At 45.0% G+C, this 10,702-nt stretch carries 7 protein-coding genes; 1 reads left to right on the top strand and 6 read right to left on the bottom strand.

Features of this window, described 5'->3' with window-relative positions; all coding sequences use genetic code 11:
• Positions 1-559 precede the first annotated feature (559 nt).
• From ACDQ55_RS21280 to ACDQ55_RS21265, 4 genes are all read right to left on the bottom strand, one after another.
• Complete coding sequence (locus tag ACDQ55_RS21280; protein WP_420983662.1) at positions 560-1,423, bottom strand: tyrosine-type recombinase/integrase; 864 nt, start codon at positions 1,421-1,423, stop codon at positions 560-562.
• The gene (locus ACDQ55_RS21275) at positions 1,420-2,274 is read right to left on the bottom strand and encodes a tyrosine-type recombinase/integrase (RefSeq protein WP_420983661.1); all 855 of its coding nucleotides are present in this window, start codon (positions 2,272-2,274) and stop codon (positions 1,420-1,422) included. Before ACDQ55_RS21275 ends, ACDQ55_RS21280 begins: the two co-directional genes overlap by 4 nt.
• 167 nt (positions 2,275-2,441) lie before the next feature.
• Positions 2,442-5,012, bottom strand: coding sequence for a toprim domain-containing protein (locus tag ACDQ55_RS21270; RefSeq protein ID WP_420983660.1), 2,571 nt, complete (start codon positions 5,010-5,012; stop codon positions 2,442-2,444).
• 80 nt (positions 5,013-5,092) lie between these two features.
• On the bottom strand, positions 5,093-5,320 hold the full coding sequence (locus ACDQ55_RS21265) for a SymE family type I addiction module toxin (RefSeq protein ID WP_420983659.1): 228 nt from the start codon (positions 5,318-5,320) through the stop codon (positions 5,093-5,095).
• Between the two features lie 152 nt (positions 5,321-5,472).
• Between ACDQ55_RS21265 and ACDQ55_RS21260 the strand changes: the two genes are divergently transcribed.
• The gene (locus ACDQ55_RS21260) at positions 5,473-5,808 is read left to right on the top strand and encodes a helix-turn-helix domain-containing protein (RefSeq protein ID WP_420983658.1); all 336 of its coding nucleotides are present in this window, start codon (positions 5,473-5,475) and stop codon (positions 5,806-5,808) included.
• Positions 5,809-5,905: 97 nt separating this feature from the next.
• Here ACDQ55_RS21260 and ACDQ55_RS21255 read toward each other — a convergent pair whose 3' ends face one another.
• Both ACDQ55_RS21255 and ACDQ55_RS21250 read right to left on the bottom strand, forming a co-directional pair.
• Positions 5,906-6,265, bottom strand: coding sequence for a hypothetical protein (locus ACDQ55_RS21255; protein WP_420983657.1), 360 nt, complete (start codon positions 6,263-6,265; stop codon positions 5,906-5,908).
• 11 nt (positions 6,266-6,276) lie between these two features.
• A partial coding sequence (locus ACDQ55_RS21250) for an RHS repeat-associated core domain-containing protein (RefSeq protein ID WP_420983656.1) occupies positions 6,277-10,702 on the bottom strand: 4,426 nt, incomplete at its 5' end.

Genomic DNA, 10,702 nt, shown 5'->3' with positions numbered 1-10,702 from the left:
AGGTTATGGAAAAACTATTATCTTAAAAAAGGAACTGTAAATGAGGAGCAGGACTAAGAGTAAAACGCAAATCTATTTTAGGACTTATTTTTAAAATATGTAAACTTATTTTAGGACGAGACACCTGGCTCGCACTCTCGCCCCAGCAGGCCGCGCCTTCAGCCTTTGTCTCGCCGGGAGCGCCAGCGGACGGCAAAATCAAAAATGCAAGGCCAGGGGGGACGGCAGGGGGCGGACAAAATGGACAGCGAAGGGATGGCGGGCATTAAAACGACCAATATTTAAAACAGCCCAGAGCCAGACCGGGAGCTGGCCGAACGGAGGGCGATGGGAGCGCAAAAAGCGTGACAGGACGAAGCGTAGCCCCTGTAGCGCAGCGGAAGGGGCAAGCGTAGTACTGGCGCGTCTTTTTGCCGACCTAGCCCGTAGTGAGACCTTTGAACATGCCAGGGCTTTATACTAACTTGTAGGGATATATTATTTCTGAAGCAACTCCATTAACGCTGTGTAGGTTCGATATTTGTCCACTTTCCCATAGCGAAGGGGACTCGAACCTTTTTTATTTCATCGGATGATACTGTTCTATCGCTGCTTTCAACGTCTCCACCTGGCTTTGTTTGTACCGCTCCGTACTCGATGGGTACTTATGACCTGCAAACTGCTGCACCACACTTATATCATGGCCCTGTTGCAGAAGATTAGCTATTACACTTTGCCGGATCGTTTGCGCACTTACATCACGACCAGGATACACATTTTTATAGCTCCTGATAACATGTTTTACAATATCATCAACCTGCATAGGACGTGACCGTTGCCCGATCAGCAACACGTCACTGGCAGCACCCTTTAATAACTTCGGACGAACCTGCTGCAACCAGTTATGTAATAACAGGATCTGACCGGGCTTTAACGATAACGTACGACTGTTAGTAGTATGGGTAGATTTTATGTAGATGCTGCCCGCTTCCAGATTAATAGCTGTAACAGATAATAAGGCCATTTCCTGCGGTTTTAATCCCTGATAGACCAATAGCCCCATTAACACCCGGTTACGGTAATATAACGCCTGATAACGCTCTTTACGTTCCAGTAATCTTTCCAGTTCTTCCCCTGTAAACAGATCCTGCAACTGCACGTCACGGCTGCGCTGATCCCTTAACAGGATAGAACGCGCCGGATGATCCTTGCGACTGCCGATACAACATAAATAATCATAGTACACCTTAATACTGCATAAAATGCGATTTAAGGTAGCAACATTATTATAACGCTCACGTAAAACACCCAGGTAACTGATCAGATCTGCATAAGTAGCCATCGGCGCAGCTCTGTAACTGCTTAAAAAAATAGCTATTTCTCTGTTATAACTTTCCACCGTAGCGGGCCTGTAGTGCTTTGCAAGATACTGATGTAGTGTCATAACTGCCGTATTTGATGCGCGCCTGGTCTGGCATAGATCTGCGTGGATTCAAGGCATTTATGACCTAAAAAATCACGCACATATTCCATACTCATGCCGCCTTGTAATAAATGGGTGGCTATACTATGCCGCAGGTAATGAGGACTGATCTCCATACGCATATCTGCTTTGCGCAACAGCGATTTTAATAGCTTCGCATAACTATCCCCGCACATAGCTCTACCTGCATTATTCAGCATAAAAGAAGGGCCGCTATGCCAGTATCTACCCCGCTCCTGCAATACATACTGTTCCAAGCTAAAGGCTACCCTTACAGGTAACGGGATCACCCGCCGACGAGCCCCTTTACCTGACCGTACATACAACAGCTGTCCCCGGAAGTGAACATCGGATAACCGCAGCCGTACTGCTTCACTGCGACGTAGACCGCAGCTGTAAAACAGGTGCAGCATGGCATGCTCCCGTAACGTAGCCGCTGCATCGAACAAGGTTTGCACTTCCGCTAAGGTTAAGGGGACCCGGTAACCGATAACAGGACGTGTAAACTTTAACCCGCTGAGTGGATTAATAAGGATGCAGCCTGATTCCAGCTGCCAGTTAAAAAATACCTTCAACGCATACACGTAATGGCCGATCATCATTTCGCTCAATGTCCCCGCTCCGCGCTTTAACGGCCGCTCGTGCAGCCATTCATAAAACATACTAATATCCGCAGGACCGATTGCCTGCACGCTGCTATACTGCCCGTATGCCAAAAAATCACGGATACACGCAGGAAGCGACCTTTGCGTACCTCCGCTGTAACCTAGTACGGACAGGTAGCTTTTAAAACTACCTACGATCTGGTACATAAATAATGATATTATTTTGTGATAAAATAAAAGGAAGGGCTAACAATATGGTTATTCCGGTATAGCTATGACGTTTTACTAAAAGGGGCCTTGAGCGCTTTTTTGTTACCCGTTACGCCAGGGTACATTTGGGCTATGGTAGAAGATTCTGGCGTTTCGATGGTGTTTCACTGGTGTAACATAAGGGCAGCTGGCGTAACATTTCTAAGCAGATCGATTTGCGTTTGCAGGTGCTGCTTCACCCTTGCCCGTAAGGCTTCGTAATTATCCCAATAGATAACCTGATAAGTAAATCCACGGTTAGCATGGCCGCCCTGCTGACGAACATACTCCAGCCGTCTAAGATCATTAAAACAACGGAACACTTGCATTTTACTGCAACGTAGCCCTTGCCTGACTTCTCGCAGACTAAAAACGGCCGTTTTATAGTTCTCCCTGTATTCCTTTCTTAGCCATGCTTTCAGCTGTTCTAAAAACTGTCGAAGACTACCATCCAGTTCATCCACTTTCAACACAATACTATCGAACATAATAGCCACTGCTGTTTCAAGATCGGATATTTCTGTGATTAAACGACCTTTACTATCCTTTTTTCGCTGGTACTGATGTACCAACGTTATCATTTTTACAAAGTTTAAAAACAGGTCGTTTAAGCGCCTGATTTTATGCGCATCTGGCGGAAGCTGTAATTTACTGGCATAGGGATTAATGACAGGGCATGCCTGTAAACACCGCACTAGATTTTGTATAAACTGTTTTGTATCCTGCTCCTTCTTACTGTCAATCTCTCCGGACGCTTTACTGTTCTGATAACCAATAATACGGCTGGTTTGATCCCCGCTTTCATCCACTGCCAGCAAAAACACTCGGCTCATATTATCCTCATAGATTTCTCCCCGCGTAGTACAAGCCAGAGAAGCAATAGGACCCTTTACCGTTTTCTGGCCACTGGTGATCTGTCCATTATCCAGCTTGATGCTGGTGGCACTGTTCAGCTCTCCGTTGCTCTGCAACTCCCTAAACGCAAACTCCGCTTCTTCACTCAAGCCGTCTATATCCTCCAGGCATAACAACCGGTTGATAAAATAGTGTTCAGGATAGTTATACAATACCTTATCACTCACGCGCGTTAACTTCGTTACTTTCTCCTGCGGGATACAGTCCGATATTTGTTTTAGTAACCGGGTCTTTCCACTACCACTACTGCCCTGTATAAGCGCATGCAGGGTTTCGGGCATCTTATAACTAATAGCAATCAGCAGTAAAAATAAACGGTTCATTTCCTCTCCTACTATACCTGCATCACCCAGCAACTCATTTAATCTCTTTATCAGATCAGATCCTTTTAAAAAAGTTTCTGCTGCTGTTCGCTCCTGTAACGTAAGCAGATACACGCCTGTAGCAGCACCACTACCCTCTACAGGTTTAATAAGTTCCTTTTCCCGGTACTCGTCCAGCAGATCCGTTAACCGGTATAAATCCCATTCCAGTAAGGATTTATCCAACAACAGTTTTTCGCTTACCTCCCTACTAACTTTCTCCACCTGCTTATCTTCGTACAAATCCAGTTTGTTACGGCTTTTCTGGCTGTTATCTTTCCGTTCTACTACCAACGTCACTTTCATGCTATCCAACTGCTTACTGATACCACCCTGCACATAATAAAATACACGCTCCGTACTATAACATAGCTTATAAGGATTCGTAGCATCCAACCCACCAGGTAATGGCCGCTTTTCAGTAGCCACCATAGCGGGTTCCGGTGTTACTTTTTCAGACGAAAGAAAAAAATCTTTCCGTTCACTAAGCAGGTGAACAAAAATATCCGGTTCATGTGATAAAGCCATACTGTTGATATCCTCCCCAGCAGGAAGGTTTAGCGTACTAATAACAATATGCGGCAGCTCCTCCCGCAGCTGCGCCGCGTATTTAGATACCGCTTTGTTTCCTGCATCATCACCATCAAAAGCAAAAATGATTTCCTGTAAGCCGGATAAGGATTTAATAGCATGCTGATGCTCCTGTGTAAACCCATTAGTACCATAACAGGATAATACACTGTAATCCTTTGTGATAGCTGATTGCTGTAGTAAAGTAGCGGCATCTATAATTGCCTCTGTAAGGATTAAACGCTGCGTTTCCGGTGTAGGGTAGCCAGGATACAGGCCACGCCTGTCTTTTAAGTAAAAGTGTTTCTGCTCATCATCATTAATAGTACTGCGGAAGTATAGACCACTAACCTGGTTACTGTGGTCACGCAACGCAAACACGATACAATACTTGGCAAAAGGCTTATACGCTTGCCCACCTTCACGCGTATTGGTTCCCCACGGCGACAACAATCCTACCTCTACACAAGGCCGGATAAGGCTTTCATCTTTACGGTTACCATGATGGAACTGCGCCGTATTATAACCAATCTCTAAACGGGTAGCATCCAGTCCGCGGCTTTGTATATACTCCCGCGCAGGTTTGCTGTTATGTACCACATTCCTAAAATAGGTAAACATATTGCCCAGTATAGACATCCCGGGCAGTGAGGGGACGTAAGTTTGATATACGGGGGCGCCGATTAATTGTTTACACTTCTCTATAGCTTCATGTTTGCTGCAGCTTTCCTTATGCATAACAAAATCAATTACATCCAATGCTTTGCCATGTGTTTTACAGTTAGAACTAAAACAATAACAGGTATGCGTTTTATAGTACACCTGCAGGCTCGGCGTTTTTATCATCATGGAACGGACAATGTAACCGCAGGTACTTATCTGGCTTTAACCCGTAGTACTGCAAGACGGCCGATAAGGTAAGCTGCGCCTTAATTTCCGCTATCTCCATTAGCTGCCAGCTTTTTAATAGTCATTACACCATTCTCCACGGTTACCTCGATTGGATCTCCTACATTAAAACCACGCTTCTCCATCCATAAGCCTCCGATCCTAAACCAGGCGACATCACGATAACCGGAACGGCCATCACGATAAAGCTTATTTACTTCCTGAGGGCGGACATGAACTTTACAGCGGCGGATTGTTTTTGTCTGCATGTGAAAAAATATTTTCTGATTCTTAAAATGTAACTATAAGATACAAATGTATCTCATATTTTATCCAACTCTTATCAGATTTATTTTTCCCTTTTAGTTACTTAAATTTGTAAAAACACGTACCAATAACAGCATTTTATATCCTTTCAGACATGAACATAGGTAAGATTATAGCAGATTTGAGAGATAAAAAGAGCTGGTCGCAAACTGACCTTGCTGATAAAAGTGATGTATCCCGTGTAATGATTGGCAAGTACGAACGCGGTGAGGCTCTGCCTTCTATTGATGCAGCTAAAAAAATTGCTGATGCCTTAGAAGTAAGCCTGGACTACCTAGTAGGAGAAGGCATTAATGCCCACTTTGATAAAAAAACACTCAAACGACTGGAGGAGCTTGAACTATTGGAAGATGACAAGAAAAAAACCCTTTACGACCTTATTGATACATACATCCGTGATGCTAAAGCCCGTAGAGCTTATGCGCATTAAAATACTAAAGCCCACATAATAGTAAAAGCCCAGTCAAACGACCGGGCTTTTACTATTATGATATACATTAATTATGTTTGGACCTATTCTGGTCAAACTACTTAAAATATTCAGGAAGGCACTCCTTTATAAGAGCTGCTTTTCCACTAGGAGTTATATAAAATCTATAATCAATCCCTTTATAGTCTAATTTTTCCCAATCGTCCATATGCATAAGAATAAATTCTTTTGTTACTTCAAAATCTTTAATCTCTTGTTCTTCACCAAGAAAATTGTAACCGTTGTAAATTGATACCAAACGATGAAGTATTAAAAACCTTAGAGACTCATATACTAAACCTAAAATACAATCTTTTGTTTCGGTTAAATACTTTGATTTAACTACTGATACAATTTCCCACACTGTTTGATAGTCATCTTCAACTGTATTCAGAATTAGACAATTTACCTTTTCCATTGCTGATAATTTTATTTTGGTAATGTTGGATTACCCTGTAGTGGAAGATATGTTTTCTTACCTTTAATGCTAAACTCTATATAAGGCCCAGCTTTCATGGGATCTGGACGGTTCCCTCCACTATAACCAGGCATCACTCTGATTTGTTCTCCAAAATTCTGATTAGTAAACTTAGTTCCGCCACCACCTTTTGTAGCGCCAGCGTTAATCCAGCCGTTATTACTCAACCAATTTGCTACTTGAGTAGGACTACCTCCTTCAAAAGTGTTTAAATTATTTAAATCAAGCTGTGGCTCTACTGGTTGACCGCCTTTCATCCCGTTATATAAAGCCAGGGAGCGTTTAACCATTGCATTTGATGCGCTACTTCCTCCTTGAGTATTCGGAATAAATCTTGCTGGCTCTATCTCTGCGGCTTGCGGGAATACACTAGAATTCCCTGCGGGTATACCACCAAACGACATAGCCACTCCATCTATACCAGAACCTATAAACGCCCCGTTATCACCGAACATCAAATATCCAGCAGATCCTCCAATACCACCTCTAATACTTTCACCAAGAGCTTCGTTATAACGTTCCTGTGCAATCCCTGCATTTCTTAAAACTACTGATTCCGGTCCCATTTGCGTAACCCCATCGATTCTCATCATTATGTGGTTTTCCGGAATAGTTGTAAGAATCCTCGTTTTATCGCTTACAATCTGCTCTGCCTGCGCAATCTTCAATTCTGCCTTTCGTTTCACTGCAAACGCTTGATGCATCATCCATTCTTCAGCTCCATCAAGATCAATAGCTTGTATCGGTGTATTTCCTGCGAACTGATAAGGAGTATACCAAGGATATTTCTTTGATAATGGATCTACACTCAAGAACTTCCCCAACCTCGGATCATACACCCGCATCCCATAATCCTGCTCATTCCCCTCTCCCTTGATTTCGTTGTCATTCTCTTTTCCGTTAAACCCATATCTATACCTACCTCCCACACTCGTATAAACATCCCCTCCGACCGACTCTATAGAACCATTCAACACAAAATTATCTATCCGGAAAGTTCCCTGGTTACCTGTCCGGTTACTTAAGATAAGCTCAATGGTTACTTTTCCTTCCAGTCCTTTCACTGGGCTGGCTACAGGCAAGGTACCAGTTGACCTCATCACATGCGACCCACCTGATACATCCACGTAAATAGTGTCTGCACCTGAGGCAGGTGAAGGACTTACCGGGATACCGTTAATCGTCATGCTCCAGTTCTGGTAACCTGTATAACTGCTACGGTTATAAAAACTAAATGAGTTTACGTTCATCCGGTAGCCCGGATCTACGTCGAAGGTGAGGGTGAGCGTACTCGTTTCCGGAGCAGAAGACGATAACGCCAGGGCATGGCCACCATTGCTGACACCCGCGTAGGTAACCCAGGCAGTATCCCCGGTACGATCGTTCGTCCAGCTACTGTTGCTGATATAAGCATGGGTAGCCGGCAAGCCCGCATAAGGTTTACTATAAGGGGATGCTTCAAAATCATGCAGGTACAGCGCTACTGGCTGCGAAGGACTGCCTACAACCGGTGCCGGAGGAGTTGGCGATGAAGTAGTGTCATCTCTCAGATTAAACTGGCGACCGGGTAGCTGCATCCCAAACGGCGCATAGTCGTTTTCGTTATACACCGTTGCATCCTTACCCTGACGCGCATCTGAGATCGTGGCCACAACATTACCCAGGTGGTTGCTTAACTCATAACGCGTAAGGTTAAACTGACCCCATAAACTACTGGCATTACCTACGGTACCGCCACTAACCACCATATTGGGTAGCCACATACCTAGCCGGGTACTGCCATACAGGTGTTGCTCGCGCCAGTAAACACTTACTCCATTGATACTACCATATACCGCCAGCGGATTGCCTTGAGGATCTCTTACATACCACGTCTTTGTACTTACTCCTCCTTGAAAATATTCCTTATAAACCCGGTTACCGGAGCCATCATATTTATATGACAAAGAACTTCCATCACTAAACGTAATCTGACGGATCTTACCATAAACAGACCATACAATGTTGCTGATATGAGCTGATTTATCGCTCAGCAAATTACCAAGATCATCATAAAGATAATTGTCATCTGCCATATTATCAACATCTGATTGATAAACATCCGGGGCTACTGCATCCCGTATATGCCGTAACCGGTTCAACGACAGGTTACCCACATCATCACGTGGATAGGCATAACTCAAATCATCCATGGCAAGACTCGTATCCCCGGCGCCATTACGCTTGTAGGTCAGGATGTTACCATTGCCATCATAGGTAATATCTTCTTTGTGATCTTCTACGATCTGTGAGCTACCCCAACTGCCCATACCCGTAGTTAGTTGATGCTGGCGCATACGAACCAACCTATTCAGCTGATCATAACGGTAACTGTAACCAACAGGATGGCCATGATTGATTTTATCCAATGCAAGGGTGGTATGGCTGATGTTACCATTGTAAAGGGGCTGGCCAGTCTGATCAGTACTATTACCTACATACTTTACCCCAAAAGCAGCAGCACTGCCAGCTATCGGACGGTAGTCTCCATTAAAATAATCCAATGAATAGGCCATCACATCACGCGAGATGGTGCTGGTAAGCCCATCTTCTCCGCCATCCTGGCCCATTTCTGATGTAGGAAGGAGCTGAACGCCATTAATCCCTTTTAACCAACCTTGAAGCGTATAGGCGTAATCGATACCCTGCACCCCTTGCTGACCAATTACAGTACGCGCTAATGGGCCATGAAGATAATAGCCATAATGCGCATCCCTCTTAGGGCTTTGTATCGTCCAGCCATCTCCCGCATGCGCGATTCCGGAACTGGCGTCTACCAAACGGTTTTCTGCATCATACTTGTAATTGTAAAGGAACTGGTCGGGCTTATTTCGCTGGTAACGTACCGCATTTACCTTACCACTTACCAGGTCGTAACTATAATCCAGCTGTTTTAACTCATAAAGACCATATACACGTTGCCACAACGTTTTTACATTACCCGTTGGATCATAACTATAGTAGGTACCTTGTTCCTCTGTGCCTGCCGTCTCTGAATAAACAGAGGCGGAAACCCGCTTGCGGAGGTTATCCTGGGGATATTGAGCAGCGCTCAATACCGGTTGGTCATAGTACGTTTTGGTGATCTCACTGTTAACACCACTGGTCTGAAACTGGGCAGCTACAGCGCTGGCCAGGTAAGCAGGCATTCCTAAGTCTAAACCATTTTTCTTCTCTCCTACCTCCACTATCCTGCCTAACACATCATATTTAGTATAGCTATACTGACCCTTGCCTTTTAACTGGTTGGCATTGCGGGAAGCTACAAGCCGGCCTATCTGATCGTACCAGAAATAACTATCCCCTCCATCTGGTGTAGACTGGCGCACTACCTGACCCAGTGAGTTATAGGCATATGCCGTGGTTAATCGATGACGGGGATAAACAGGCACCGTCTGCACTTCTACCGTACTACTGCCATCAGGCATTGTAGTGGCACTACCGGCAACGGGCGTATTAAATCTGCCCCAAACCAGGGTATCCCTTAACAATCCTGCACTGTATGCAGGCGATAAACCCATGCACAGCTCCTGCGCATTAGCCGCTATCTCCCCGGCCGACAACAAGCGTTTATACACCCGTAGCTGCCGCAGTGAGGACAAGTCTGTCGTAAATGTAGCATCGCTACCTGGCACCGTGGCTATCTCCCAGCCACAAAACGGAAATGGCGGGGTAGATACTGCCGCAAAAGCACGCCCGTTGATATATACGCTGATAGGACCGCCATTGCCCGAAAGATCCGGACCCTGCAACACAATATGCGTAAAGGGAGGCAGCGGTAAAATAGGACTCAGATCAACCGTCACCTCATTAGAAGAAACGATTTCTACTTCCCTTTGGGAGGAATAAGTAAGTTTATAAATGGAAACATGCAGGTACTTATCATCCCGGCACAAGTAAAAATACACCTGGTTATTGCCCCCTGGCGTAATCACCGACGAGGTGCTTCCACTGGTAGACAACCACATCTCAATGGACTGGTTAGCTGTAGTGGCCCCGGTGGCCAGAGCAGACAAGGCACGGGCTGGATCTGTGTTGTTTAAAGGGCCGCTGTAGTTACAGCTATTATAATCGGCAGACCGGGACGCGCTGATCAAGTCCAGCTGATGCGGGTCTGTTATAACATCCACCCCTTCAGGTGGCACCGTACGCAACAAATGGCCGGCCTGGTCATAATAATAAAGGGTATAATGATAATTTTGCTGCGTAGTGTACAACTCCCCCTTGGCCTTTACCCCGCCACATACGCCGATATATTGCTTGCGGAAGTCTCTTCTTACAGAATCAATATAAGCGCTGTACAACCTGTTGGCGCCTTCAATAGCGCCATCTACCAGG

It is taken from the genome of Chitinophaga sp. 30R24 (assembly GCF_049056765.1).
In the GTDB taxonomy this organism is placed as follows: Bacteria; Bacteroidota; Bacteroidia; order Chitinophagales; family Chitinophagaceae; genus Chitinophaga.
This window is presented reverse-complemented; position numbering and strand designations above follow the sequence as displayed.

Coding starts and splice junctions, on each gene's coding strand:
- ACDQ55_RS21280 (WP_420983662.1), bottom strand. CDS start 1,423: ATGACACTACATCAGTATCTTGCAAAGCACTACAGGCCCGCTACGGTG.
- ACDQ55_RS21275 (WP_420983661.1), bottom strand. CDS start 2,274: ATGTACCAGATCGTAGGTAGTTTTAAAAGCTACCTGTCCGTACTAGGT.
- ACDQ55_RS21270 (WP_420983660.1), bottom strand. CDS start 5,012: ATGATGATAAAAACGCCGAGCCTGCAGGTGTACTATAAAACGCATACC.
- ACDQ55_RS21265 (WP_420983659.1), bottom strand. CDS start 5,320: ATGCAGACAAAAACAATCCGCCGCTGTAAAGTTCATGTCCGCCCTCAG.
- ACDQ55_RS21260 (WP_420983658.1), top strand. CDS start 5,473: ATGAACATAGGTAAGATTATAGCAGATTTGAGAGATAAAAAGAGCTGG.
- ACDQ55_RS21255 (WP_420983657.1), bottom strand. CDS start 6,265: ATGGAAAAGGTAAATTGTCTAATTCTGAATACAGTTGAAGATGACTAT.